Below are 25,521 nucleotides of genomic sequence, written 5' to 3'. Positions count from 1 at the left end.
CTGTCTCATCTCCACTCCTTGGTGGTTGCGATGTGCCAGAAACCCTCTCTTATCAAATCACCCTAAACTGTCCCATTAGCGCTGACGTCAGACAATAGACCACCTAGCTAGAGCATATCCATTTTCTTTAATCGGTCGATCAAGTGAGGCAAATGAGAATTCGCTAGCACATGGCTTTGGCCTGGTCCCAGATTGGAAACTTCTTTGAGCATCCGTTGTCTTTTCCGGGTTCCTCGGGCCCCTACCAACTTAGCTATTTCTGGATCTTTAAGGAGTCTTAGCGCCCTTTTACTTACCAACTGACTTAGTTCACTTGGATTACATGGTGGTAGCGTCTCAGTTGCTTCGTCCAATGTTTTCGTGCCAAACTGACGACCTTCCAAGGCATCCTTATCAAAGCTATCGTTTTTAGCGAGTATACTAGGCGAAAAACCGTCTTGCACCGACTTCGCTTCTTTATCGTACTCAATCTCAATTAGTTCCGGTGCGCCTGTAAAAATTAGATCATGATGAATTTGGTGGTTACGCAATGAAAACGCATCCAAAAAATTCGCTGCATCGTTCAGTGATTTGAAAGAAAGCGGGTAGAGTCTTTTGCTTCCAAGGTACTGCCTCGCATGCATCCGCATTACAACATCTCTATTAAAGACGGGCCAGAATGGAAGGCGATGCCCTCGGCCATGAATTTGCGCCGCAACCTGATCTTCCAAAACTCGGTCCCGCCAACCTTCAAACAGAGAACGATTATCGAAATGCCGCTCAAACTTCTCCAAAAACCTCTGACCGTCCCATACGCTTAACTCGTTGGGGTTTGGGGACTTAAAGTTTCCTCCAAATACGCCGCTACTCCAAAATCCATCCACATGATTGTGATTCCATTGAGGAATAGCGCTCCTTCCTAACCGTTGGCGCCTCCACACAGAGAGTATCTTAGATTGGCGCGAACCCTTTTGGCTGAGATTTGCGGGGTTTTCGGCGAAGTCGCCAAGATTTATAGGCCCGGAAAGTTCAACGTCCAAGGCTTCAACAATCTTATTCGCAATGCGGATATCAACACCTTGTTTGGGGTTGCTCCTAAGAGATATTTTTCCAGCGCGATTTAGGGCTCTGAATTCTTCTGCACCAAACGCCTCCCACGCAGTCGCCAGAATGCTGCGACTATCAATGCCGCCCGTTATATCAAATGTTAGCGGTTCATTGCTTGAAACAATGGTGCGAAAACGACCAATTGTTTCAACCCGATACCGGTTTATAGCTTCTTGGTAATTCTCTGCAAAGGTTTGCTTCCTCGGAACAATGACTGCTTTGTCAGCAGTACAAACGATTTCGCCCCAAGTTGGAACAACCGTAATCTCAGCTACGCAAGTCTGGGAGGTTGTCGGAAACTGAGCGATTGCTCCGGTAATTCGCCATGCTTGTAAGACATCTGGTAGTATATTTAGTTGGTGACCATGTTTCTTGGCTTCAGTTAAGAGACGGTCAAAAGAAGGGGAGACTGCCCAGTAGCCGGGAACACGTAACAAGAAAAGTGGAACCAAACCCGCGCTGTCTCCGGCTATTTCCAGTATTTGTTTCTTCCGGGTAACTGATACAAAAATGCCGTCCTGACCGCTCGGCAAGCATCCAAATTGCTCGTAAAAATGGGTTGCACCCTCCGTGCCCTGATAGAGATTGGCACCCTCAAAAAAATAACCTGAAAAACGATGGCATTCAGGAAAATCTTCAGAACTTATGAGAAAGAGGCTACTAAGCAGATTGATCTTCATATTTCTCTCGGCGGCATACGATTTAATTCCACGGGTACGAAAAAGTCAGAAAGCCGGCAACCTGTTAAAATATGCAATTCTAACCATTTCCAATCCCTCAGGCATGCAAATTGCTAGCTGATTTACATTGCCTTGCTTAGGCGCCTCACTTTGAGTGCTCTACTATGTCGACCCGAAGAGACTGCAAGAACTGCGGCACTGTTACTTTTAGAAACACCGGATGCCCACATGAAGCTATTCTTGGCTGATCCTCCCCCTTTGAAGTGGTCCAGTTTGGATGCTAGTGCATGATTGGCCTGGGTTCCATCGGGATGATGGCGACACCATCAGAATAAAGCACAAACAAATTCATCTATTTGGTATTGATGCGCGCGAGATTGACCATCCGTACGGCAGGAAATCTAATTCAGCGTTCATTGACCTCTGCAATGAAAAAGATGTTAGAGCGGAGATCTGCGATATGGACCAATACGGGCGAGATGTCGCTCTTTGCACTTTTACTGATAGCACCAACCTCTCAGCAGAACTTGTGAGCCAGGGCTTGCATTGAATTGGGGCAAGTTTTCAGGTGCAAATCACAAATCTCCGCAAACAGCCGACGCACAAAAAATGTTGTTTTGGCCAGTTCACGACAGAAAGGGATATGCACGGTTTGTGTAACAACGAAGCTAGTCAGTCGAGAAACAGTGTTTGGACAGCGTTCTCCACAAGCAGCCACAGATCAAAAGGTGGACAAAAAGGTGGACGCAAATCATTGCAAATCTGAAAATATATTCAAAATCAGAAATTTGCTTTAAAATAGTGGTGCCCGGGGGCGGAATCGAACCACCGACACGAGGATTTTCAATCCACTGCTCTACCCCTGAGCTACCCGGGCACGGGGATGACCAATAGTCATCGGGTAGCGGACTTCTATGCAAACTGGCATAGGCTGTCCAGCGCCTTTTTTCGAATAATTAGTGAGGCTTGCGCGCCTCTTCTTCTAACGCCTGCGCGAGGTCTTCGTCATCTTCCTCGACCGCAAAGGGAATCGCATAGGACCCCGTCAGCCATTTGCCCAAATCGAGGTCCGCGCAGCGCTTGGAACAGAAGGGGCGATACTTTGGATCGGTGTCATTTTCGCACATTGGACAGGCCATCAAAGCGTCCCTTTCAGTGGCAAACGTTCGCGCTTGCGCTGAAGCTCAAACAAGCCCATCTGCGTCCATCCCACAAGTGAGGTTTCAATCGGATCAGCCTTAAACGCAGCGCGAAGCGATTGCTCTACCTGCTTGCGATGCGCCTTCGACATGGACACAAAATCAACTGCGATCTGACCGCCCAACCCGCGCAAACGCAACGCGCGGGGCAAAGCGCGGCTTGCTGCCAAATTGGCCTTCAACGCCGCGGCAGGTGACGTGTCATTGCCGGTATTGACGTCTACCGCGACCAAAGCGCGGGTCGCTTCGATGTACATGCTGCCGTCAGATAGCGGCACATGCGCGCTGTCCAACCGGTCCAATTGATCAAGCACGCCCAAGGCTTCGAAACATCCCGCGTCGGTCACGACATCCGTAGGCGCTGTCCATTCGCGCCAAGCCAAGATATGTGGCGCATCCCCTTCGGTCAGAACCGCAGGCTCCTTTCCTTCCGCATCCGTCAAAACTGCATCCGCCAAACTGTTCATGGCAAGAATGTCGTCGGCAATCTCGTCCTCTGGCGCATCTGCGCAGGATGACCGCAAGATCACTCCATGCGTGCCCTCATGCGCCTCATGTGCGATTTCGAGGATGCGATCCCGTTCTTCATCATCACTAATCTGACGACTCACATTCAAACCCGGTTTGCCTGGTGTCACGATGGCATAGCGCGACTTGAAAAGAACGCGGTCGGTCACAGGCACGGCTTTCCCTTCGTCTGCATATCCCGTGACTTGCACCAACATCGCCTGACCCGGCTTTAACCCGCGCCCCTGTCGCAAGAAAGCTGTGTCGCCATCGGGCAGTCGGAGCATCATACCGCCCTGCCCTTTGAGCGGTCGATCACAGATACCACGAAAAATCGTCCCGGGCCTTGGCCTGTCAGGCGCGTCGATCAGAAGATCATCCAACTTCCCATTCACCAAGATCGCCGCCGCTTCTCGGCCGTTGATATGATCAAGCGCTATCGTGCGGCCTTTCATGGCGCAATCTCCATCACAGGCAGGCCAGCGGCCGTCAAAAGAGCGGCCGTTTCAGGCAAAGGCAACCCCATCACCGCATGAAATGATCCGCCGATCCAAGGAATAAAGGCACTGGCAGGCCCTTGAATACCATAACCACCGGCCTTGCCTTGCCAATCTCCGGTGGCGAGGTACCATCCAATCTCTCGATCGGACAGCGCCTTCATCTTAACCTGAGACACAACATCACGCTGCCACATGCGCTCCTCACGTCGAACGGCCAAAGCGGTGATCACCTGATGGCGACGGCCGGACATGGCACGCAAGAACTGCCCCGCCTGGCTCGCATCTTCTGGCTTGCCCATGATCCGGCGCCCCAAAGCCACCGTGGTATCGGCGCAGAGAACAACCTCATCGTCCGCAATCGAAACAGTACGGGCCTTTTCCAACGCAATTCGATTGACGTAGTCCCGCGGTTTCTCACCGGCGCGCACATCTTCATCAATGTCAGGGGCGCGCACATCATGCGCAACAAGCCCAAGCTGGCCAATCAGCTCCCGCCGACGTGGTGAGCCAGAGCCAAGTATGAGCTTGAGATTTGGATCAGGCGGCAGCGCGGTCATCTACTCTGAACCCTCAGAACGGCGATAGGCCGCGCCATGCACCCAACTATTTGAAGCGGTAATTGATCCGGCCTTTTGTCAGATCATAAGGTGTCATTTCCACTTGCACCTTGTCGCCCGCCAAAACGCGGATGCGGTTCTTGCGCATCTTGCCTGCCGTATGTGCGATGATTTCATGGCCGTTCTCAAGCTCAACCCGAAATGTCGCATTTGGCAGGAGTTCCTTAACGACACCGGGGAATTCGAGAATATCTTCCTTGGCCATGAGGTCTCCTAAATCAGTTTCTTGTGCGGAACAGTTCCGCGCGCCGCCTACATGAGGGGTGACGGGCAAAATATCAAGAGCAAAGGCAGGGTTATGACTGCGGTGTGAACCCGTGGCCTGGTCCCCAACGCGACGTTAAGCGGTTTACAATCTGGTCACGTGCCTCGCGATAACTCACAAGTCGCGTTTCGCGGTTGTCGCCTAAACCCGTCGGGTCAAGGATCGGCCAATACTCAACATCAAGATGGAAAAACCGTGTTAAATCTAAAGCACGACGCTGGCTCGCCGGAGATAGGGCCAGCACGAGGTCAAAGGACGACAGATCATCGCCCCACTCTTCCATCTCATCAAACGACCGCGACCGATGGCGGGACAACTCGACGCCGAGCTCTTCGCAAACAGCAATTGAAAACCCGTCAATCTCCAGGTCGTTCTTCACGCCAACCGACTGAATATAGCAATCTGTGCCGTAAAGCTGTTTCATAATACCTTCGGCCATCGGCGACCGGACCGCATTATGATCGCAACAAAACAAAACAGATTGCGGCAAGTCTTCGTATGTGTCCGCCGCCATCTGCTTCACCCGCCGAAGTGCAAGACGCAGATCAAAGTGAACAAGCGGCGAGCCGTATCAATATCGACGTCAGCCTTGCCTTCCAGACGCTCTTGCAGCACGCGCGCGCCCTCATTGTGAATGCCGCGCCGCGCCATATCGATGGTTTCAATCTGGCTTGGTGGCAACGTTTTCACAGCATCAAAATAGCTTTCGCAAATCTGGAAATAGTCCTTCACCACCTGTCGGAACGGCCCCAACGACAGATGGAATTCGCCCGCTGCATCATGCGCCTCAGTTTCAAGCGCAAAGACCAAGCGACGCTCGCGAATAGCGAGATCAAGCCGATACGGCCCTTCGGGGATCAAGCGATCCTCGCGCTTAGGTAAGGTGAAACTGTTGTCTTCCAACAGATCAAAAATCGCGACCTTGCGCTCCTGCTCAATCTCAGGCGTGGGAGGCGGCAGACCCGCGTCATCCAAGTTTATTTCAAAAAGCCGACTCATGACCGGTTCAACTTGTCCAAACGCGCACGCACTGACAAGCCGTGTGCCTCAAGACTTTCCGAGATCGCCAATGTTTCCGCCGCAGGCCCTATCGCGGCCAAAGCATCAGGCGTCATCCGCGCCAATGTCGTGCGCTTAAGAAACTCCATCACCGACAACCCGCTTGAGAACCGTGCCGACCGAGCCGTCGGCAGAACGTGATTGGGCCCGCCAACATAGTCGCCGATCGCCTCTGGCGTCCAAGCCCCAATGAAAATCGCGCCCGCATGGCGAATCTTTGCAGCCATGCCTTCCGCATCGGCCACACACAACTCCAAATGCTCCGGCGCAATCCGATCCGACAAGGCCACCGCCTCATCCATGTCCCGCACAGTGATAACAGCACCAAAGTCGCGCCAACTTGCTCCGGCGATGGTACGTCGTTCTAACGTTTCCAACCGCGCTTCAATCGCCTCTGCCACCCGCTGACCAAACCCCTCATCATCAGTGATCAGCAAAGCCTGCGCACTCTCGTCATGCTCCGCCTGAGACAGCATATCCAAGGCGATCCAATCGGGATCATTGTCGGCATCTGCGATCACCAAAATTTCGGATGGTCCTGCGATCATATCGATCCCAACCTTGCCAAACACCCGTCGCTTCGCAGCTGCAACAAAGGCATTCCCCGGCCCTGTGATCTTATCCACCGGCGCAATTGTTTGCGTCCCATAGGCCAAGGCAGCCACAGCCTGCGCCCCGCCAATGCGGTGAATCTCGTCAACGCCAGAGATTTTCGCCGCCAAGAGCACCAGAGGGTTCACCTCACCATCCGGCGTCGGCACGACCATCGCCAAACGCTCAACCCCAGCAACCTTCGCGGGGATCGCATTCATCAACACCGACGATGGATAAGTCGCCAACCCGCCCGGTACATAAAGCCCCGCCGCAGACACAGCCGTCCAGCGCCACCCCAAGGATGCACCAGCCTCATCCTCCCAGCGTGCGTCCTCAGGCATCTGCCGCTCGTGATAAGCCCGAATGCGCTCTGCCGCCAACTCCAAGGCTACTCGGTCGGCCTCCGACACCGACGCGCAAGCGGCTTCAATCTCCGCGTCAGAAAACGCCATTCCAGCGGCATCGATCTCCAACCGATCAAACTTCGCCGTCAGCTCCAAAACAGCCGCATCGCCGCGCGCGCGCACATCTGCGATAATATCCGCTACGACAGCATCCACATCCGGAGAATCCTCGCGCTTTGCGGACAAAAGCGCAGCAAAGCCGGCTTCGAAATCAGGATCATTTGTGGACAAAAACTGTGGCATCATCGCCTCCTTGCGCGCTCTCTTACCTGCACACGCAAGCGCCTGCAATCAAACCCATTTCTCTTTTGAGCAGAAATACCTCCGCCGGAGGCATCCAAAAAATCGAATGCGGCGCAGCCGCTCCGTTTCACAGCCTATTCAGGATGCGAAGGTGCCTTCCTGGATGGCGCAATATAAGGCCGCGTTACATCCTTCAAAACCACCTCCAAAGCATCAACTTTACAGGCAATCGCTCCGTCCCCAGCGAGATTGAAAATAACGCGCCCCGCACCATCGTCACTCCCGTCAAACTCCATCGACAGCAGTGACAAAACCGTATCGGGATCACCTTTGCTGACACCTTGGCTCTGCACCCCTTCCACGCCCTCAACCATCAAGACGGCCTGTACACGCTCGAAATCGCGGCGGCGCGAGTTGGCGCCATCCGCATCTTCCCAACGAAACCGGTTCAACAATATCGCAAAGCGCCGGTCAGCAGGCGTCCAGCGCATCTCTGAGGCCGGAAACACAGCGTCCTGCACCAAAGCCGACACCACCTGCAAGTCTTCCGCATCCACCGCCATTAATCGCAGTGGCCGCTCAACCCCATCTTCAAACTTCGCATCTTTACTCATCAGCTCGACATTCGCTCAATTTGCGCACCAACGGCGCTCAATTTCCGTTCGACATGCTCGTAGCCACGATCCAAGTGGTAGACACGGTTCACAACCGTCTCCCCTTCCGCCGCCAATCCGGCAAGTATCAAAGACACCGACGCCCGCAAATCCGTCGCCATCACCGGCGCGCCTTTCATCTTTTCAACACCATGCACTTTCGCAACACCGCCCTGCACCTCAACATTTGCGCCCATCCGCAACAATTCCGGCGCGTGCATGAACCTGTTTTCAAAGATGGTTTCTTCCAAAACGCTGGTACCATTGCTGAGGCACATCATCGCCATGAATTGCGCCTGAAGGTCAGTCGGGAAGCCCGGGAAAGGCTCTGTTTTTGCATCAACCGGCTTGATTGGACCGTCGCCGCGCGACACCTTCAATCCATCCTTGGTTTCTTCGATAATGGCCCCCGCTTCGATCATCTTATCGGCGAAACAGGGGATCAGGTCCAATCGCCCGCCCAGCAGCTCTACAGATCCGCCCGCAATCATCGGGGCCACCATAAAAGTCCCCAGCTCGATCCGGTCAGTCAGAACCTCTTGGGTGACGCCATGCAAACGATCAACACCCGTGATCGTCAGGGTCGATGTCCCAGCACCCTCAATTTGCGCGCCCATCGCATTCAAACACTCTGCCAAAGCCACCGTGTCCGGCTCCCGCGCGGCATTCCGAATGATCGTCGTGCCCTTCGCCAAGGTCGCCGCTGCCATCGCATTCTCGGTCGCGCCAACGGAGGCAAAGCGGAAGTTGATTTCGCAGCCCTTCAACCCCTGTGGTGCTGAAGCATGGACGTAGCCATCCCGCAATTCTACCTTGGCCCCCATCTGCTCCAAGGCATCAAGGTGAATATCCACAGGGCGCGCACCAATTGCGCATCCGCCTGGCAAAGACACAATCGCCTCACCCGTCCGCGCCAGCAATGGCCCGAGCACCTGAAACGAGGCCCGCAATTTCCGCACCAAATCATATTCCGCTGTGTGACTGGTCAGTGACGCAGCGCTCAAAACCATCACACGCCCACCCTCGAGCCGCGCAATCTCGACCCCGAGCGATTCCATCACATCGGAAATCGTCCGAATATCTGCCAAATTCGGCACATTCGTCAGTGTCACGGGCTCCTCGGTGAGAATAGAGGCAGCGATCAGCTTTAAGGACGTGTTCTTTGCCCCCGCAATCTGGATGCGCCCGTCCAGCGGCCCGCCGCCTTTGACTACAATTGAATCCATGCCCATCTACTCTTTCTTCTCTGCCTCTTGCGCCGCTCTCGCCCGCGCCTGCGCTTTTCGCTTACCCATATTGGACTTTAGCGCTGCTTTTAACCGATCCTCGCGGCTTTCAGCTTTCTTTGACTTGGCTTTGTTATCGCGAGACGTGTTCATGCTGCGTTGTTATCAACCTGTGCAAAAAGGGTCCAGTCAGGGCTTGCGCCAGTTTGATTTTGGGTCTAATTCGCAGCTTCAACGCTGCCGTAGCTCAGAGGTAGAGCACTCCCTTGGTAAGGGAGAGGTCGAGAGTTCAATTCTCTCCGGCAGCACCATCTACATCACACAGTTTTGCCGATCGATTTTGGGTTGCTTGAAGCGTACCCGACGCATTCCGCCTCGCCAGTGCTTGAACCTACAATTAACAATCGATCACTTCACCCCCATGAGGCCTTAACCAGATTCCGTAGCTCACACCAACACAAATAAATGATAGAAGTTGCAGTGGCGACAAATCGACCTAGGCTCATCTTATCGGTTTATGTTTAATTTTGATCTGTCCAACGCGTATTGGGAGCGTGGCTGATGACTATTGCTTTGTTCGAAAGAACCGAATTTTTTGTTGATTTGCGAGATGAATCTAGCGTCGACGCGGTTGCACTATCTTTTTTGTCTAAGAACAAAACCGTTCTGACACACTACGTTCTGACAAAATCTCATCCCGAAGTTGAAACTATCAGCTTACCTAAAGATCCTTTGGTCTGTGTGATTCCAGTCATTGCAAATTCGGAGATTGTCGCTTGCCCATCCATATCCCGAACGAACGGAAAGATGGATTGCCCAGTGATGCGAGCAGAAGGACTTGAAGCAATCCTATCGGTTCCGCTATTCGTTGATTTACTTGGTGCGACGGCGCTTTCCGTGATGAACGCGAAGCCGCGTATTTGGAACAAATCGGAAGCGAAACGACTGGGCGACGTTGCCCTGTCACTGGAACAGAGTGCCGCCTAGATCTTCCTATATGGTCCGAAGTCGCCCTATCGACCACATACTTTCGTTTGACGATCCAGTTCCGCGTATCTTTCACCCCAAATGTGATGGATGTCCGAATGAGGCACGAACTGCCATTCCTCCAAAAATTTCTTTCTCACACCACCCCTGAGGTAGCGCACAATCTGCGCGTTCCCGACCGGTCCAAAATTGATATTTGAGGAATGAAACCCGATGCGTGATCGAGGTGCGACGCATGCGTTCGGTAACGTCGTCAAGATAACACAAGCTGAGTTACAGAAACCTCGGATTTCGACCGGCCCACCCCAATCGAGCAATCGTCGCCGTTGAGCTTCCACGCTAATGATGCGACCGCCGCCATGGTTTCGAACGATGTGAACGCCTTTGTCGTTTGTCTCTATGTCGCCTACAAAACCAGATGCCTTTGGCGCATTAACATTTTGGCTGGGGGAAAGGACCACAGAACTGCTCAGGTCGGTCGTTTCGATGCATCCGGCGAGCCCCAATGGAACGAAGATGAAACCAATGATTTTCGTGAGTCCAAAGGACATCGCAAATCCCCATTTCCAATCTCAGCATCGACCACAGTTCTAGCTGAAAGACCCCAAATTGTCAGGTTTTAAGAAAGATCAATTCACCGACAAGCGTGATCTCGCCTTGCAAACCGAATTCCCAATCACTGCGCAGTTGCTTGTGAAAATGAAGCGCCAGACCGCCGCAAAAAAAGAGGAGCGCCATAGAACGCTCCTCTTAGCAAATTCGACTCGAATTTAGCAGAATTTACTCAACCCAATCCCACTTGTTGGCATAGCTCCCCATGATCTTAGCAACTTCCGCCTCGTCACAGTTCGGGCCTTTGGCGACCTTGGACACCAAACCTCGCTTTTTGTCCTCAACCACACTGTCGATGGACGCATCAACATCCGCCAAAGCTGCATTGAACACGCGTGTCATCGCGCTTTTACGAAGGTCAGGTTTGAAGATTTTGCCAACGGCTGTTTTCGGCAGTTCCGCCATGATCTCGAGATGCTTTGGATGCGCCGCACGTTCGTGAATGTGCTCCTTCGCGTAAGCGCGCAATTCCTCTTCTGAGATCGTCGCACCTTCGACCAATTCGACGTAGGCACAAGGAACCTCACCAGCATGTGCGTCCGGCTGGCCAATAGCCCCAGCAAATGCAACGGCATCGTGCCCCGCCAACGCCTCTTCAATCTCAGCCGGATCAATGTTGTGACCGCCCCGAATGATCAGGTCTTTCGCACGACCCGTAATCCAAAGGTATCCGTCTTCATCCAGACGGCCCAAATCTCCGGTCCGAAGGTACTGCGCGTTGGATTTCGGACCCGGATAGAAGAGGTTCACGTTCTTGTCTTCCTCGGTATAGGTCATGCCCATGTAAACACCGGGGTTGGAAACGCAGATTTCACCAATCTCGCCCATGGTGGATTCTTCGCCGGTCGCGGTCGACATGATTTTCACGTCGCAATACGGGAACGGCACGCCGATGGAGCCAACTTTCTTTTCACCGTCAGGCGGGTTGATCGACACCAAACATGTGGCTTCAGTCAGACCATACCCTTCGCAGATCGTGACCCCAGCGGCCTCTTCAAATCGGCGGTAAAGCTCAAGCGGCAATGGCGCAGATCCACAGAACGCGAGGCGAAGTGTGGAGATATCCGCATCGACCTTACGCTGCATCAGCGCTGACATGGCAGTTGGAACCGTGATCATGAAGGTGGCTTTGTGCCGTTCGATCAGCTTCCAGAAGTTATCAAATACGCCGTCGCCGCGATACCCCTGCGGCGTTGGGAAGACGATTTGTGCGCCTGAGCCAAGCGAAGCGCCGAGCGATACGATTGCCGCGAAGACGTGGAACATCGGCAATGGGCACATTTGAACGTCGTTCTCTGTAAAGAGCAAACGGTCACCCAACCATGCGTTATATATGATTCCGGAATAGCGGTGCTGGGCTACCTTCGGCATCCCAGTTGTACCGCCAGTGTGGAAATAGGCGGCAACACGATCTTCTGTGGAGTCAGCAAACGCCAGCTCTTTCGGCTGTTTGTTCACCTCAGACATGAAGTCGAGAACTTTTGCGTTGTGCTTAACTGGGTTCTTCGGACGAATAAGCGGAACGATGAATTTCTTCAGACCGGTCAAATACCGCAGCAGATCGACTTCCAAAACGGTTTTCACGTTCGGCGCCATCGCTAAAGCTTCCGCGGCTTTCTGCGGCACATCGGTTTTTGGGAAGGCCTTAAGCGTCACCAAAACCTTCGCATTGGTTTCACGGAGGATCGCTGCAATTTGTTCAGCTTCCAAAAGCGGGTTGATCGGATTGACGATGCCCGCAACCTGACCACCAAGGTACGTTAGAACGGTTTCACTCGCGTTAGGAAGTAGGTAGGCAACAACGTCATTCTCGCCGACGCCCAACGACCGAAAGAGGTTCGCAGTTTGAGCCGTTTTGTCGCGCAACTGACCCCATGTGAAGGTTTCATCTGGGTCACTCACACCGGATTGAAGCTGGAATGTGACAGCCTTACGGCCACTGAACTTGGACGCCGTATTGCTCAGCATTTCAAACGTCGTTGTTGGAAGCTCACGGCTTTCCCACGGCATTTCATTTTCGATTGCGTTCCGATCAGCGACGTTCGCGTAAGCCAAGCCGGTTTCCTCCCAAGATATTGTTGTGTCCCCTCACTAACACATAAGGCGACATCTCCCTCGCGCAACGATGCGGAAAATATCCGCCTCGCGCAAGTCTGACGCAGCGATACTTCGTTATTCGGCAGCCAGTCCGGCTGTAAATTGCAGTTTGGCAAGGCGGGCGTAGAGCCCTCCCTCACTCACCAAACTGTCATGGGTGCCCTGCGCTACGATCTGACCGCCCTCAAATACCACGATCCGATCTGCCTTTTTCACAGTCGCAAGCCTATGCGCAACGATCAAAGTGGTCCGGTTCTGGGCTAGCTGATCAACCGCCTTCTGTACCGCGTTCTCACTTTCCGCATCCAGCGCAGATGTCGCCTCGTCGAGTAACAAGATCGGTGCATCTCGCAAAATTGCGCGTGCAATCGCGATCCTTTGCTTTTGTCCACCAGACAGCATGACACCGCGTTCGCCTACGTGGCTGTCATAACCCTCAGGCAAAGCGGTTAAGAAATCATGGGCCGCCGCCGCCTTGGCCGCCGTCTCCACCTCGGCATTGCTTGCCTCTGGACGGCCAAATCGAATGTTTTCTCGTGCCGTATCCGCAAAAATCACAGGGTCTTGAGGAACCAAGGCGATATGTTTTCGAAACGCCTGCCGTTCCATATCCTTCAGGTCAATCCCATCGAGTTTGATGACACCCGATTGAGGATCATAGAACCGCTGAACCAGTTGGATAATTGTCGTCTTGCCGGCACCTGATGGGCCGACCAACGCAACGGTCTCCCCCGGCTGGATATGCAAGCTAACACCGTCCAACGCTGAAACAGACGGGCGGGACGGGTAGCTGAATGTCACATCGTCAAATGTAATTTCACCGCTTAGCGCCGACGGAACTTTCACGGGTTGGGTGGGATCAGAAACGTCATCCTCGGCTCCCAACAACTCAACCAATCGTTCTGTCGCTCCGGCGGCGCGTTGCAGTTCGCTCCAGATTTCGGTCAGGGCTGCGACCGAGCCAGCAACCATAATCGTGTAGATCATAAACTGCACCAGTTCACCAATGGTGATCACGCCGCTGCGCACATCGTTCGCCCCCATCCAAAGGAAACCAACTACGCCTGAAAACGCTACAAAAATCACGATTGCGGTCAAAACGGCCCGTGTCGCAATGCGCCGCCGCGCCGCGACGAAGCTCTTTTCGGTCACGTCATCGAATTTCAATCGGCTGAGGTCTTCATGCGTGAACGCTTGAACCGTCTGCGCGGACAACAGTTGTTCCGAGGCATCGCCGGACGACGTCGCAATCCAATCCTGATTTTCCTTCGAAAGCCTGCGCACGCGGCGCCCCAAGAAAATAATAGGAAAGATGATCACAGGGATCGGCCATAGTACCAACAAAGACATCTTGATCGATGTCCAAAGCATCAACGCAATCCCGCCAACCAAGATCAAAACATTGCGGAGTGCGACAGATACAGAACTGCCGATGACCGACAGGATCAACGTTGTGTCCGTTGTAATCCGGCTCAACACCTCACCGGTCTTGAGTTTTTCAAAGAACGACGGGCTCATCCCGATCATGCGGGTGAAAACGCCTTTGCGAATGTCCGCAACTACGCGTTCGCCAAGCCTCGTCACCAAATAGTACCGGAGTGCGGTGCCAACGGCCAAAAGCCCAGCGACACCAAGAGCAGCTAGAAAATACTGCTGGAGAAGCGCGGCACTTTCTTCGTTGAAATTGTCGATCACCCGACGCACAGCAAGCGGCAAAATCAAAGACAACCCCGCAGTCGTCACCAAAGCAATCGTCGCAAGCGCGATCATCAGCTTATAGGGCCGCATAAACGGCCAAAGTTGTTTCAGCGCCCCAACCTGTTTGGAGGCCTCGCGGTCGTCTTCTGATTGGATTTGGGCGTCAGCCATTTGGCGCTGTCCTGTCTTCGTCTTGTGTCAAATAGAACTGGCACCCAGAAAGGACAAGGCGGCGAAGTGAGGGAAGTTGGAGCGGGTAGCGGGAATCGAACCCGCACCTTAAGCTTGGAAGGCTCTTATGATACCATTTCACCATACCCGCTCAGTAAGGCCACGTCCTATGTGATCGAATTTTGGGCGTCAAGGCCGACAACGACCTCAACTCCCAAGAATTTCTAGTGGCTATCGCGCGGCAGCCCTTTGCGCGAAATATCGCGGTATGTGTCGGCATCGCGCAGGGTCATTCCTTTATCAAATTGTCCTGTCAGCTCGCGGAAATACTGCTGCCACGGTGTCTGGCTTTCGGGATGCGGATAGCCGTTCTCTTCCAAGGTCCGCGCGCGCTCTGCCAACTCGTCCAAAGGCACAAGCATATCCGCTGTGCATTTGTTCAAATCGATCCGAACGCGATCACCGTTCTTGAGCAAAGCCAAACCGCCCCCTGCTGCAGCTTCCGGCGCTGCATTCAAAATTGATGGGCTGCCCGATGTACCCGACTGCCGCCCGTCACCCACACATGGCAATGCCTCCACGCCCTTTTTGATCAAATATGCAGGTGCGCGCATGTTCACAACCTCAGCCCCTCCGGGATAGCCTTTCGGCCCAGCGCCGCGCATGAACATGATGCAGTTCTCGTCGATATTCTCGGCCGGATCATCAATCCGATGATGAAAATCTTCCGGCCCGTCAAAAACTACTGCCCTGCCCTCAAACGCATTTGGATCATCAGGGTTCGACAGATAGGTCTGCCGGAACTGCTCTGAAATGACGGAGGTTTTCATGATCGCACTGTCAAAGAGGTTGCCAGAGAGGTTGATAAAACCAGCCTGCTCTTTCAGCGGCGCCTCGGTTGTCATGATCACATCGGTGTTGGACGACCGCCGCGCTTTGCAGTTTTCCCCCATCGACTGTCCGTTTGATGTCACAGCATTCGGATGCGGCAGCAAATCGCCCGCGATCAGCTCTCCCACAACCGCCGGCACGCCACCTGCTTGCTGGTAATCCTCACCAAGATATTTGCCCGCCGGCATCAGATTCACCAACAGCGGCACGTGGTGACCTATGTTCTGCCAATCGTTGTTGTCCAACGGCACCCCAAGATGGCGCGCGATCCCGTTGAGGTGGATCGGGGCATTCGTCGACCCACCGATAGCTGAATTGATCACAATCGCATTTTCAAAGGCTTCGCGAGTCATGATGTCAGATGGCCGCAGATCTTCCCAAACCATCTCCACAATCCGCTTGCCAGTCTCGTAGCTGATTTGCCCCCGCTCACGATAAGGCGCAGGAATCGCAGCTGAGCCAGGTAATTGCATCCCCAACGCTTCGGCCAAAGAATTCATCGTCGTCGCCGTGCCCATAGTGTTGCAATAGCCAACGGACGGGGCGGAGGCGGCCGCAATCTCCATGAATTCCTCATCGTCGATCTCACCAGCGGCAAGCATCTCGCGCGCCTTCCAGATCACCGTGCCGGAGCCAGCCCGTTCGCCTTTCCACCACCCGTTCAGCATCGGACCAACAGACAAAGCAATCGCCGGAATGTTCACGGTCGCTGCGGCCATCAGCAACGCAGGCGTGGTCTTGTCACACCCGATGTTCAGAACAACGCCGTCAATCGGATAGCCATAAAGGCTCTCAACCAAGGACAGATAGGCCAAGTTGCGATCCAAGGATGCCGTAGGCCGTTTGCCCGTCTCTTGGATCGGATGAACCGGCACTTCAATCGGCGTCCCGCCCATCGAAATGATCCCGTCACGCACCCGCTTGGTCAGTTCCAAGTGGTGACGATTACAGGGACTCAGGTCGCTCCCCGTTTGCGCAATCGCGATGATCGGCTTGCCAGATTGCAGCTCTTCACGCGTCAGCCCGTAGTTGAGGTACCGCTCCAAATAAAGCGCGGTCATTTCCATGTTGTCTTCGTTCATAAACCACTTGCGTGACCGCAAGTCAGATACGCCGATTTTCTTGGCCATGTTCGATCCTGATTTTTGGCTGATGCGCTTTCGCGCGGAATGTAAGCGGCATCTTATTGCGAATGCTCAGATTTAGCTATAGCGCTAACAGTCTAAAATTTGAGGCGGCTAAGCCAGCAGAAAGGGCCAAAGATGAGAGTAGTTTGCGTGGGCGAAGCAATGATCGAACTCTCGACCGATGGTGCGAATGCCAGCCTTGGGGTCGCTGGGGATACCTTGAATACAGCGATCTACCTCAAACGCACGGCCCCCCAACTTGATGTTCAATATGTAACCGCGCTGGGAGACGACAGTTTCTCGAAGAGAATCCTTTCATTCATGGAAGACCACGCGATCGGCACATCGGTTTGCCAAGTAATTGAAGGCAAATCACCCGGACTCTATGCGATTGAAACCGACGAATTCGGCGAACGTTCATTCACATATTGGCGTAGCGCCTCGGCAGCTCGTGAGATGTTTCAAATCGACGGCGCATTAGATTTTTCCGCATTGGATGGAGCTAACGTCATTTACTTATCAGCGATTTCTCTGGCCATCTTGCCGCAAGAGGTTCGCGATGGTCTCTATACCTATTTGAACCAATCACCTGCGCGTATTGCGTTTGATAGCAACTACCGCCCTCTTCTTTGGGAAAATCAAGAGATTGCGCAAAGGGTCATCTCCTCATTCTGGGCCATCTCGGATATCTGCCTTCCGTCTATAGATGACGAGATGAACCTCTTCAACGAAACTGCCGAACAGGTCCAAGACCGGTTTCTTGGGATGTCAAAATCCGGTGCGCTGAAGCGCGGAGAAACCGGCCCGCTTTCGCTTCAGCCGAACACTGAAGAACAAGCGTTTTCATCTGCCAAACAGGTCGTAGATTCCACAGCCGCCGGTGACAGCTTTAATGGCGGATATCTTGGTTCAATCTTAAGCGGATCAACGCAATCTGACGCCTTACAGGTCGCGCACAAATTAGCCAGTCATGTCATTGGATATCGTGGGGCGATTGTACCGGAATAGGTCGATTGTTAGCAAATACCGAAACAGTTGCTTGCAGTTGGCATTATTGTTTCTTTTTTGTTTTAAATCAGGCTGTTATACACTCTCTTTTAGTCACATGAGCGCCCTATTTGATGGATAAAAATGCCTTGAAAGAGTCCGTCTGACTCCGAACGAGGTATGTCAAATGAATAAATTAGTATCCACAGTTTTAGCTACAACACTTGTTGCCCTTCCGCTTGCTGCAAGTGCTCAAAGCACACAGCACGAAGTGCGCATCGAAAAGCGCGGATATTTCCCGCAGACCATTCACGTTCAACCCGGTGACACCATTCGTTTCGTGAATAAGTCGGGCAACTGGGCACGTCTTTATTCGGAAAACTATAACGACAATTACAGTGGTTACAGCTCCAGCAACCCATGCAATACCGACTCAAACGGGAATTACTACTTCGCTGGTGCGAAAGACGGTTGGAATACGGATTGGATCTCAAACAACAATTCAACCGTAATCACGATCCACGACTGCACGGAAACTGACCTCAGATCGCCATATGTATATCAATATGGTGGAAACAACAGCTATTACCGCGGTGAGATCACCTTTGACGAACCCTATCTGGGTCAATGATCCTCGAATGGTTCAATCAACTCCGGCCCAGTTGCCCGATTTGAATTGACCGCCGTTGACACTCTAGCAATTGAAAGCGCTCCTTCGGGGGCGCTTTTCATGAGGGCTGCTGCCCCTTTTCCTTCTTCACCCAACCAAAGCGCCCATTGATCTTCGTCCAAGATCACAGGAAGCCTATGGTGAATGGGTGCCATATCATCGTTCGCAGCTATCGTAACAATGGCGCAGGTCGTCAGCACCTCCTCCTCTGCTCCCCAATTCTGCCAAACACCCGCAAACACCATCGGCGCGCCGTCCGACCGTGTCACCCACCAAGGGAGAGGCGTTTGATCCTTTTCTCGTTTCCATTCATAAAATCCATCCGCCACGATCAAACAACGCCGATTGCGGCAGGCATCGCGGAAGGCAGGCTTTTCAGCAATGGTTTCTGACCGCGCGTTAATTAAAAGCGGACCACCATTCGGCTTTTTGTACCACCGAGGGATAAAGCCCCAGCGCATCGGCTGAAGCCGGCGCACACCGTCAGAGGACGTGACAGCATGAACCTGCGCCGTGGGGCAAACATTGTAGTTCGGAACATGCGGCAGGTCGTTGGACAGATTGGCATCAAACACCTGCGCCATCGCATCATGCGGTAGCGTCACGGCCATCCGCCCGCACATCTCAGCGGGTCCAAGCCTGTTTTGCGAGTTCCATTTTCGGCTCCAGTTCTGCGATCTTCCGCAAAACCTCTTTCCGCTCCGACACTGGAAGATTAGGCAGTTCAGCACGCAGTTCTTCCAACTGCTTATGAAGCAGAACAAACTCCGGCACCGCGTCGTTTTCTTTCAAGGCGCGTGCAAGGAAATCGGCATCTGCATCCGACAGGTCCAACGGCTTTCCAGCCCCCGCCAAATTATCAAATTCACCGCGCGCTTCCGCGTCACGGATCTTTGCTGAAATCAGATCAATAAGTGGATGGTCCATGGGTCCCTCCAAATGAAAACACCCCCACAAAATAGCGGGGGTGTCCTAATCTCGCTAGAAGGCGGGATTATTTTACTGTGATACGACCATCCGTATACGGCTGGTATGGTCCGTTCTCTGCGAGGAATTCCGCAGTAACGTCAGCCAAATCAGGGCCATAGTCATAGGCGTTCGCTGCATCTTCAAACATGCTGTAACCGTCGCCGCCGTTACGGACGTAGTTGTTGGACACAACACCATAGACCGCCGCCAGATTGATCGCTGAATCGCCAACCATCACGTCAGTGATACGGCTGCCCGGCTCCGCGGAGAGATCCACGGTGAAGGACATTCCTGCAACCTGTGGGAAGCGACCTGCGCCTTCTTCAACTTGGCTTACGCCATTCTCCAAGGCTTCGATGATCGTCCCGCCGGTCACTTCAAACGTAGACAGCGTGTTTTGGAACGGAAGCACGGTCAGAACCTCGCCCATTGTCACTTCACCAGAGTCGATAGAGGCACGAAGACCGCCACCGTTTTGAATAGCGATCTGGATGCCTTGATCGGCCACGCGGTCCAGCATCGCGTCGGCAACGAGGTTGCCCATTGGGCATTCAACCGCACGACAGACAGAGCGGTCGCCTTCGATTGCCTCAGCGGCCTCGGCTACAACGCGTGTCTTCATCTCTTCAATTGGGCCAGCAAGCTCCGCTACGCGTGCAACGATGGCTTCGTCTTCGGCGACAGACGCGTCGAGAACGATTGTATCACCAGATGCAGATGTCACATTACCTGCGTCATCAAACTCAAGCTTCAGATGACCAACGTATTTGGAATAGGCATAAGCCTGCACCACAGGAACGTTGCCCACCATAGTTGGATAGGCCATCGCGCCTTCTTCGGTGTTGGACATCAGCGTGTGAGAGTGGCCACCTACAACAGCGTCGATCCCAGCAACCTGCTCAGCGATTTCCATGTCCTTGGTCACACCAACATGGGTCAATGCGATGATGATATCGACACCTTCCGCTTCCAATGCTGCAACATCAGCTTGCAAGCTTTCGATCTCATCCGTGAAGATCACCGCGTCAGAAGGTGAAGACGTCTCCACTGTGTCAGAAGCGAGCGCCGAGATGATCCCGATCTTCTTGCCGCCAACTTCCAGAACAGTGTGGTTGTCGACCTTACCGGCCAGAATATTCGATTGGCTGACATCGATATTGCCCGAAATCACTGGGAACGACACAGCATCCGCCAGTTTCGCAAGACCTTCATCGCCGTCATCAAACTCGTGGTTGCCCACGGCCATGGCGTCAAATCCAACGATCTCGGCCATCTCGGCCTCAACGTCGCCTTTATACGTCGTATACATCAGCGACCCTTGGTACTGGTCGCCCGCGTCCAGAACGATGACATTCTCATCGGCCAGTTCGGCGCGCAGCTGATCGATCATCGTTTTCACGCGCGCATAACCGCCAAAGCATTTCCCTTCGGCGTTATCTTCCGCGTTACACGTGGAATCAAAGCGGTTGATAGGCTCAATCCGGCTGTGCAAATCGTTGATGTGAATGACGTTCAGCGAAAAGTCAGCAGCAGCCATACCGGCTGTCATCGACAATGCACTGGCGGTCGTCAAAATTCTTTTGATCATGGTAAGATCCCCCTTTGGAACTGTCTGTAGCTTGGCCAGACCCGACGAAGGAGTCAAACCGATACGCAGCTGCAGTACGCCGGCAATGCGAATTTTTTGCGACGTGCCTAAATCTTGACGCCCTGCGTGCTTGCGGTATTGAGACCGCCATGCTGATCTACAAAATTTTCCGGTCTGACGAATGGGCCGACCTCCAGTCCCTCAGTGAAACACCCGGCGCACCCATCGACGTGGCGGATGGCTATATTCACTTCTCCACGGCCGAAACCGTCGCCGAAACCGCGGCCAAGTATTTTGCGGGGGCCGAAGGGCTGGTGCTTTGCGCCTTGGAAACCGAAGGCCTTGAGCCATTGAAATGGGAACCGGCTCGCGAGGGCGTCCTTTTCCCACATCTTTACCGAAACATTCGCCTGACTGACATTCTTTGGACAAAGCCTTTGCCCCTCGTCGATGGCACCCATCAGTTTCCGGAGCTTTCATGAGCCTTCTGGAAAAGATCGGCCTGCCTCTAATCCGAAGTGTCGATCCAGAACGTGCGCACGGATTGGCACTTTCCGCACTTCGTGCTGGCCTTGGCCCGCGCACCTACGCCTTCACCACCCCACGTCTGCGCACAGTGCTTGCGGGCATGTCGTTGGAGAACCCAATCGGGCTTGCGGCAGGGTTTGACAAGAACGCGGTTGCTTTGCCCGCGCTACACAAAACCGCTTTTGGGTTTCTTGAAGTTGGCGCGGCTACGCCAAAGCCGCAACCTGGCAACCCCAAACCGCGCCTCTTTCGCCTGACGGAAGACGCCGCCGCGATCAATCGTTTTGGGTTTAACAACGACGGGATGGTGGCGATCAACGGACGCCTCAAAGATCATAAAGGCGTTGTTGGCCTGAACCTCGGCGCCAATAAAGACAGCGCGGATCGCGCACAGGATTTTGCGCAAGTGCTGTCCCATTGCGGGTCAAACATCGATTTTGCCACTGTCAATGTCTCATCACCCAATACCGAAAAACTGCGCGACCTTCAGGGCAAAGCCGCGTTGCAATCGCTTCTGGCGGGTGTGATCGACGCAAGCAACGCTCTTGACGTACCGATCCCGATTTTTCTCAAAATCGCACCGGATTTGACCTCCGAAGAAATCGCAGAAATCGCAGATGTCGCTAACACCTCCAGCATCTCGGGCCTGATCGCCACGAACACCACATTATCGCGCGAAGGTTTGAAAAGTGCTCATGCGGGCGAAAAAGGCGGGCTTTCCGGCCAGCCGTTGTTCGAAAAGTCTACGCGCGTTCTGGCTGAGCTCAGCACCCAAACACACTTGCCGATCATTGGCGTTGGCGGTGTAAGCAACGCGCAGCAGGCTTACACCAAAATCCGCGCCGGAGCCTCCGCAGTCCAGCTCTACACGGCGATGGTGTTCAGCGGCGTCTCGCTTGTCCATGAAATCGCGGTTGAACTCGACAAGCTTCTGATTGCTGATGGGTTCAAAAATGTATCCTACGCCGTAGGTGTGGACAAAGGACTATGGACATGACGACGATTTGGCACAATCCGCGCTGCTCAAAATCCCGCCAGACCCTCGCGCTTCTAGAAGAGAATGGTGTGCAGGCCAAAATCCGCGTCTATTTGAAAGAACGGCCGACCGAAGCTGAATTGCGTGAAACGCTCGCAAAACTTGGAGTGACCGCCGCGCAAATCGTACGAACCGGCGAAAAGACGTTCAAAGATCTCGAACTCAAAAACGCCGACGATGATACCCTCATCGCCGCAATGGTCTCAAACCCAATTCTGATCGAGCGCCCCATTGTGATCAAAGGCGATAAAGCCGTAGTTGGCCGCCCGCCAGAGAACGTTCTGTCACTGCTCTAAGCCAAAGCCGACCGTTCAAGCGCCGGATACCGGATCGCCAATGTAATACCACGCACCACAAAGCTGATCAACATTCCGATCCATAGCCCGTGGTTGCCGAAAGTGGCCATAAGCGGGATGACGGCTGCAAAATACACGATTGTTGAAACGATCATCATATTACGCATATCGCGTGTCCGCGTCGCCCCAATAAATATCCCATCGAGCATCCATGATGCGAACCCTAAGATCGGTGCAAGCGCCATATAGATCAGATAATCGCGTGCTTCGGCCCGCACATCTTCCGCCGTGGTAATTAAATCGATCCCCCAAGGGCCCAGCGCCAAAATCAAGATCGAAGACGCGATGCAAATGCCCCCGGCCCACAAACCAGTAAGGATCGAAGCCCTCCGCACATCCTGCGGTTTCTTCGCGCCATAGGCCTGCCCAACAAGGCTCTCCGCCGCGAAGGCAACGCCATCCATCGCGAATGACGACAGCATGAGGAACTGCAAAAGAACCTGATTGGCCGCAAGCGTGACATCCCCAAACCGCGCTCCAAACAGCATGAAACTCAGAAAAATCGCCTGCAATAGAACCGACCGGATCATGATATCGGTGTTCACCTCTGCCATCTTAATCAGTGAGGATCTTTCCAAAACGCGTGACCAAAGCCGCCAGGTTGCCGTTTTGAAATTCTCGCGGCAAAGCCAGAGGCCCAGCGCCAACCCGAACCATTCGGCAAGGAATGTGGCCCATGCCACACCGACAACGCCCCATTGGAACTGCAGCACGAAAACGATGTCCAACACGATGTTCAACAGGTTCATACCAACCTGAACAGCTAGAACAGCCCGCGTACGCTCCAATGCGATCAGCCATCCTGTCACACCATAAATCGCGATCATTGCTGGAGCTGACCAAACGCGAACAGCCAGATAATCCCGCGTGAGCGCCTCCACCTCATCACTCGCTGGCGACATCTGCAAAGCGACCCAAAATAGGCCTGCCTGCAAGGCAATAATAGCCAATCCGCCCGCCAAACCGATCAAAAGCACGCGGGTTAACAGGACCGAAACCTCGGTTTGGTCATTGGCCCCCTGGGCTTGCGAGGTCAAACCAACAGTCCCCATCCGCAGGAAACCAAAAATCCAGTAGATAGACGTGATGATGATCGCACCAAGCCCTACCGCCCCAAGCGGCGCCGCTTCGCCCATTTGGCCAACAACGGCGGTGTCGACCACTCCCAAAAGCGGGACAGACACGTTTGAGATAACAATCGGAACCGCAATCGCCAGAACACGACGATGGGTCAGCGCCGCCTCAGTCATCCTTCTGCGGCATTAAGAAGTGCCCAGTCGCTTGCGCGAACAGGCGCGTTCTGTTGTCCTGCCAAGCCTCCACATGAACCGACGCATACCGCCGACCCGACCGGTTGACCCGCGCCCGCGCATAAGCGTCCCTCGGCAAGCCGGACCGCAGATAATCCACGCTGAAATCAATCGTCTTTGGCAATCGGTGTGAGGATATATCAATTTCCTCGCCCGCCTCCATTCGCACCCATAGCGACGACCAAGTCAGTTCGATAATCGCGGTCACTTCCAAGAAGGCCGCGGTCGCTCCCCCATGCAGGGCGGGCAACATGGGATTGCCGATCAGCTTGTCAGCATAGGGCATCACGCCAGTCAGCTCATCACCACGGCGATCAAAATGGATCCCCATAAACTGAATATAAGGAACACCCTCCACCAAAGACTGCAACACTGCATCACGCCGTTGCTTCACGACCTGCACAGGTTCGGGACGCTTCGCCATTATGCCGCCCCCTCAACCGTAAAGGCCCCTGTCGCCGTAGCGACCGGACGATCTGCATCTGAATCAACGGCAACAGCCCGCACAAAAGCGACGCTGCGTGTCACATGGTAACAGGTCGCCGTCGTGCTGATCGTCTGCGCCGGCGTGGCGGGGCGCATATAATCAATGCGCAAATCAATCGTTGCTGTTCCGCCCAAGGCAGCCGGATGCGCCATCACCGCAGCCCCGCAACACGTATCCATCAAAGCAGAAACCGCCCCGCCATGAATAACCCCAGTCTCGGGATCACCTATCAGCTTTTCATCATATGGCATCGTAATCGTGGCCGTCCCTTCGCCCACGTCAACGATCGTCATCCCAAGCTCTTTGGCATGAGGCAGCGCCCCTATGAACTGTTTCGCAATCAGCGTTTTGCGGTCTGTTTCGTCGCTCATAGTCTTCATCCGTTCTTTGCGACCAACCTGTCAGACCTGTCGCGATCTGCAAGTGCGTTTCGATATGGACACTTGATGATTGAAAATTTCGTCATCGGACGCGCAACAAAGTTGCTCCGAAAAACCACTTAGTGTTACCCTTAGGTAAGGGAGCAGCAACCATGACCGATACGCGATTAACCTTCAAAGAAATGTGCGCGAAATTCGACGTGACACCTCGGACTTTGCGCTATTACGAATACATTGAACTGCTTGCGCCCGAGAAAGAGGGCCGCTCAAGGTTCTATGGCTCGCGCGAAATCGCTCGGATGACACTTATCATGCGTGGTCGTCGCTGGGGGTTCGCTTTAGAGGACATCCGCCAATGGCTCCTGATCTATGAAGACGAAGGCACCGAAGCACAGATGCAGTCTTGGGTTGCCTTGGCCACTGGTCAGTTGGAAGAATTGCGAGAACAACGCAAACAACTAGATATCGCCATCGAAGAGCTGGAAAAGCAACGCGATGAGGTTGCGGCCTCTCTCGGCTAGGTCAGCGTAAGCCCTATTTTTAAGGCTTACGGGGAAACAGACCGCGATCTTCCCAGTTATAAAGTTGCGTTCA

At 53.7% G+C, this 25,521-nt stretch carries 30 protein-coding genes and 3 tRNA genes; 9 read left to right on the top strand and 24 right to left on the bottom strand.

The genetic code is table 11. The features are described from left to right. Positions 1-107 precede the first annotated feature (107 nt). Positions 108-1,766 (bottom strand): hypothetical protein, encoded by a 1,659-nt coding sequence (locus BUA85_RS15055; RefSeq protein ID WP_072902495.1) that lies wholly within the window; start codon positions 1,764-1,766, stop codon positions 108-110. Positions 1,767-2,043: 277 nt separating this feature from the next. Between BUA85_RS15055 and BUA85_RS17125 the strand changes: the two genes are divergently transcribed. Next, on the top strand, positions 2,044-2,316 hold the full coding sequence (locus BUA85_RS17125; protein WP_072902493.1) for a thermonuclease family protein: 273 nt from the start codon (positions 2,044-2,046) through the stop codon (positions 2,314-2,316). A 252-nt stretch (positions 2,317-2,568) separates the two neighbouring features. Here BUA85_RS17125 and BUA85_RS15045 read toward each other — a convergent pair. From BUA85_RS15045 to BUA85_RS16830, 11 genes are all read right to left on the bottom strand, one after another. Further along, positions 2,569-2,643: transfer RNA gene (locus tag BUA85_RS15045), tRNA-Phe, on the bottom strand. Between the two features lie 79 nt (positions 2,644-2,722). Beyond that, the gene (locus BUA85_RS15040) at positions 2,723-2,905 is read right to left on the bottom strand and encodes a DNA gyrase inhibitor YacG (RefSeq protein ID WP_072902491.1); all 183 of its coding nucleotides are present in this window, start codon (positions 2,903-2,905) and stop codon (positions 2,723-2,725) included. Further along, positions 2,905-3,927 carry a ribonuclease E/G gene (locus tag BUA85_RS15035; protein ID WP_072902489.1) on the bottom strand — a complete coding sequence of 341 codons (1,023 nt, stop codon included), beginning with the start codon at positions 3,925-3,927 and terminating at the stop codon, positions 2,905-2,907. Before BUA85_RS15035 ends, BUA85_RS15040 begins: the two co-directional genes overlap by 1 nt. Beyond that, the gene (locus BUA85_RS15030; RefSeq protein ID WP_072902487.1) at positions 3,924-4,529 is read right to left on the bottom strand and encodes a Maf family protein; all 606 of its coding nucleotides are present in this window, start codon (positions 4,527-4,529) and stop codon (positions 3,924-3,926) included. Before BUA85_RS15030 ends, BUA85_RS15035 begins: the two co-directional genes overlap by 4 nt. A 46-nt stretch (positions 4,530-4,575) precedes the next feature. Further along, positions 4,576-4,794, bottom strand: coding sequence for a translation initiation factor IF-1 (infA, locus tag BUA85_RS15025; protein ID WP_010137880.1), 219 nt, complete (start codon positions 4,792-4,794; stop codon positions 4,576-4,578). 91 nt (positions 4,795-4,885) lie between these two features. After that, positions 4,886-5,368 (bottom strand): arsenate-mycothiol transferase ArsC, encoded by a 483-nt coding sequence (locus BUA85_RS15020; protein ID WP_072902486.1) that lies wholly within the window; start codon positions 5,366-5,368, stop codon positions 4,886-4,888. A gap of 5 nt (positions 5,369-5,373) precedes the next feature. Further along, entirely contained in the window at positions 5,374-5,853 is a 480-nt protein-coding gene (locus tag BUA85_RS15015; RefSeq protein ID WP_072902484.1) for a UPF0262 family protein, read from the bottom strand. Then, positions 5,850-7,154, bottom strand: a complete 1,305-nt coding sequence (gene hisD, locus BUA85_RS15010; protein ID WP_072902563.1) for a histidinol dehydrogenase — start codon at positions 7,152-7,154, stop codon at positions 5,850-5,852. Before hisD ends, BUA85_RS15015 begins: the two co-directional genes overlap by 4 nt. A 134-nt stretch (positions 7,155-7,288) precedes the next feature. After that, entirely contained in the window at positions 7,289-7,768 is a 480-nt protein-coding gene (locus BUA85_RS15005; RefSeq protein ID WP_072902483.1) for a DUF2948 family protein, read from the bottom strand. Further along, a complete protein-coding gene (gene murA, locus BUA85_RS15000) occupies positions 7,768-9,033 on the bottom strand; it encodes a UDP-N-acetylglucosamine 1-carboxyvinyltransferase (RefSeq protein ID WP_072902562.1) in 1,266 nt (421 codons plus the stop codon). Before murA ends, BUA85_RS15005 begins: the two co-directional genes overlap by 1 nt. Before the next feature lie 6 nt (positions 9,034-9,039). Continuing rightward, positions 9,040-9,186 (bottom strand): hypothetical protein, encoded by a 147-nt coding sequence (locus BUA85_RS16830; RefSeq protein WP_165611627.1) that lies wholly within the window; start codon positions 9,184-9,186, stop codon positions 9,040-9,042. Positions 9,187-9,269: 83 nt separating this feature from the next. On the opposite strand from BUA85_RS16830, the gene BUA85_RS14995 reads away from it, so the two are divergent. Both BUA85_RS14995 and BUA85_RS14990 read left to right on the top strand, forming a co-directional pair. Beyond that, positions 9,270-9,344: transfer RNA gene (locus BUA85_RS14995), tRNA-Thr, on the top strand. Between the two features lie 250 nt (positions 9,345-9,594). Next, a complete protein-coding gene (locus BUA85_RS14990; RefSeq protein ID WP_072902481.1) occupies positions 9,595-10,020 on the top strand; it encodes a hypothetical protein in 426 nt (141 codons plus the stop codon). 26 nt (positions 10,021-10,046) lie between these two features. Here the strand turns inward: BUA85_RS14990 and BUA85_RS14985 are convergent, their stop codons facing one another. The 6 genes from BUA85_RS14985 to BUA85_RS14965 all read right to left on the bottom strand — a co-directional run bounded on the left by BUA85_RS14985 (position 10,047) and on the right by BUA85_RS14965 (position 16,619). Continuing rightward, positions 10,047-10,571: a hypothetical protein gene (locus tag BUA85_RS14985; protein WP_072902479.1), complete on the bottom strand. Its 525-nt coding sequence runs from the start codon at positions 10,569-10,571 to the stop codon at positions 10,047-10,049. Positions 10,572-10,632: 61 nt separating this feature from the next. Beyond that, on the bottom strand, positions 10,633-10,758 hold the full coding sequence (locus tag BUA85_RS17035; protein WP_278246412.1) for a hypothetical protein: 126 nt from the start codon (positions 10,756-10,758) through the stop codon (positions 10,633-10,635). Positions 10,759-10,800: 42 nt separating this feature from the next. Continuing rightward, complete coding sequence (locus tag BUA85_RS14980) at positions 10,801-12,687, bottom strand: acyl-CoA synthetase (protein ID WP_072902478.1); 1,887 nt, start codon at positions 12,685-12,687, stop codon at positions 10,801-10,803. A gap of 117 nt (positions 12,688-12,804) precedes the next feature. Beyond that, the gene (locus BUA85_RS14975) at positions 12,805-14,598 is read right to left on the bottom strand and encodes an ABC transporter transmembrane domain-containing protein (RefSeq protein WP_072902476.1); all 1,794 of its coding nucleotides are present in this window, start codon (positions 14,596-14,598) and stop codon (positions 12,805-12,807) included. A gap of 77 nt (positions 14,599-14,675) precedes the next feature. After that, positions 14,676-14,749 (bottom strand) — tRNA-Gly (locus BUA85_RS14970). 73 nt (positions 14,750-14,822) lie between these two features. Beyond that, a complete protein-coding gene (locus BUA85_RS14965; protein ID WP_072902474.1) occupies positions 14,823-16,619 on the bottom strand; it encodes an IlvD/Edd family dehydratase in 1,797 nt (598 codons plus the stop codon). 132 nt (positions 16,620-16,751) lie between these two features. Here BUA85_RS14965 and BUA85_RS14960 point away from each other — a divergent pair, with 132 nt between their 5' ends. Both BUA85_RS14960 and BUA85_RS14955 read left to right on the top strand, forming a co-directional pair. Continuing rightward, on the top strand, positions 16,752-17,624 hold the full coding sequence (locus tag BUA85_RS14960) for a sugar kinase (protein ID WP_072902472.1): 873 nt from the start codon (positions 16,752-16,754) through the stop codon (positions 17,622-17,624). A 166-nt stretch (positions 17,625-17,790) separates the two neighbouring features. After that, positions 17,791-18,234, top strand: coding sequence for a cupredoxin domain-containing protein (locus tag BUA85_RS14955; protein WP_072902470.1), 444 nt, complete (start codon positions 17,791-17,793; stop codon positions 18,232-18,234). Here BUA85_RS14955 and BUA85_RS14950 read toward each other — a convergent pair. From BUA85_RS14950 to BUA85_RS14940, 3 genes are all read right to left on the bottom strand, one after another. Then, entirely contained in the window at positions 18,228-18,896 is a 669-nt protein-coding gene (locus tag BUA85_RS14950; protein WP_072902469.1) for an SOS response-associated peptidase, read from the bottom strand. The two genes, BUA85_RS14955 and BUA85_RS14950, sit on opposite strands and share 7 nt — an antisense overlap. A 1-nt stretch (position 18,897) precedes the next feature. Beyond that, positions 18,898-19,200 (bottom strand): DnaJ family domain-containing protein, encoded by a 303-nt coding sequence (locus BUA85_RS14945; RefSeq protein ID WP_072902467.1) that lies wholly within the window; start codon positions 19,198-19,200, stop codon positions 18,898-18,900. 67 nt (positions 19,201-19,267) lie between these two features. Beyond that, complete coding sequence (locus tag BUA85_RS14940; protein WP_072902465.1) at positions 19,268-20,830, bottom strand: bifunctional metallophosphatase/5'-nucleotidase; 1,563 nt, start codon at positions 20,828-20,830, stop codon at positions 19,268-19,270. Positions 20,831-20,979: 149 nt separating this feature from the next. Between BUA85_RS14940 and BUA85_RS14935 the strand changes: the two genes are divergently transcribed. The 3 genes from BUA85_RS14935 to arsC are packed head-to-tail and all read left to right on the top strand — an operon-like array spanning position 20,980 to position 22,690. Continuing rightward, positions 20,980-21,312 carry a DUF952 domain-containing protein gene (locus BUA85_RS14935; protein WP_072902560.1) on the top strand — a complete coding sequence of 111 codons (333 nt, stop codon included), beginning with the start codon at positions 20,980-20,982 and terminating at the stop codon, positions 21,310-21,312. Next, on the top strand, positions 21,309-22,355 hold the full coding sequence (locus tag BUA85_RS14930; protein WP_072902464.1) for a quinone-dependent dihydroorotate dehydrogenase: 1,047 nt from the start codon (positions 21,309-21,311) through the stop codon (positions 22,353-22,355). The genes BUA85_RS14935 and BUA85_RS14930 overlap by 4 nt, the downstream gene beginning before the upstream one ends. Beyond that, positions 22,352-22,690, top strand: a complete 339-nt coding sequence (gene arsC, locus BUA85_RS14925) for an arsenate reductase (glutaredoxin) (RefSeq protein ID WP_072902558.1) — start codon at positions 22,352-22,354, stop codon at positions 22,688-22,690. The genes BUA85_RS14930 and arsC overlap by 4 nt, the downstream gene beginning before the upstream one ends. Here arsC and BUA85_RS14920 read toward each other — a convergent pair. Genes BUA85_RS14920 through BUA85_RS14910 form a run of 3 tightly spaced genes read right to left on the bottom strand, consistent with a single transcriptional unit; the run spans position 22,687 to position 24,918 of the window. After that, positions 22,687-24,000, bottom strand: coding sequence for an MATE family efflux transporter (locus tag BUA85_RS14920; RefSeq protein WP_072902462.1), 1,314 nt, complete (start codon positions 23,998-24,000; stop codon positions 22,687-22,689). The genes arsC and BUA85_RS14920 overlap by 4 nt on opposite strands. Further along, entirely contained in the window at positions 23,993-24,484 is a 492-nt protein-coding gene (locus BUA85_RS14915; RefSeq protein WP_072902461.1) for a PaaI family thioesterase, read from the bottom strand. Before BUA85_RS14915 ends, BUA85_RS14920 begins: the two co-directional genes overlap by 8 nt. Beyond that, positions 24,484-24,918: a PaaI family thioesterase gene (locus tag BUA85_RS14910; protein ID WP_072902459.1), complete on the bottom strand. Its 435-nt coding sequence runs from the start codon at positions 24,916-24,918 to the stop codon at positions 24,484-24,486. The genes BUA85_RS14915 and BUA85_RS14910 overlap by 1 nt, the downstream gene beginning before the upstream one ends. A 161-nt stretch (positions 24,919-25,079) precedes the next feature. On the opposite strand from BUA85_RS14910, the gene BUA85_RS14905 reads away from it, so the two are divergent. Then, positions 25,080-25,448 (top strand): MerR family transcriptional regulator, encoded by a 369-nt coding sequence (locus BUA85_RS14905; protein ID WP_072902457.1) that lies wholly within the window; start codon positions 25,080-25,082, stop codon positions 25,446-25,448. The last annotated feature ends 73 nt before the right edge of the window (positions 25,449-25,521 follow it).

The sequence above is a fragment of the Cognatiyoonia sediminum genome (assembly GCF_900129845.1).
Lineage (GTDB): Bacteria > Pseudomonadota > Alphaproteobacteria > Rhodobacterales > Rhodobacteraceae > Cognatiyoonia > Cognatiyoonia sediminum.
The sequence above is the reverse complement of the archived record's forward strand: the minus strand, read 5'-3'. Positions and strand labels throughout refer to the sequence as shown.